Consider the following 231-nt stretch of genomic DNA (forward strand, 5'->3'; position numbering starts at 1 on the left):
TCGCTGCGGGCGCCACCACTGGCACCGTCACTGTCGATGCGCCAAAAGACGACGTCTACAAAGACGCCGGCAAAGTCGAAGTCAGCATCGATAAAGCCACTGGTGGTAACTTCGAGAACCTGGTTCCTAGCACCACGCCTGCGGTGACTGACGTTACCGATACCATCGACACCTCGACTGTCAGCCTGACCGCAACGTCCACCGTCGCGGAAGGTGGCACCGTGGTTTACA

Annotated in this window: 1 protein-coding gene; it reads left to right on the plus strand. The window is 58.9% G+C overall.

Going from position 1 to position 231, the window contains the following annotated elements; translation table 11 throughout:
- A partial coding sequence (locus F7R20_RS31525) for an immunoglobulin-like domain-containing protein (protein WP_151180644.1) occupies positions 1 to 231 on the plus strand: 231 nt, incomplete at both ends.

It is taken from the genome of Pseudomonas brassicacearum subsp. brassicacearum (assembly GCF_008801605.1).
Taxonomy (GTDB): Bacteria; Pseudomonadota; Gammaproteobacteria; order Pseudomonadales; family Pseudomonadaceae; genus Aquipseudomonas; species Aquipseudomonas brassicacearum.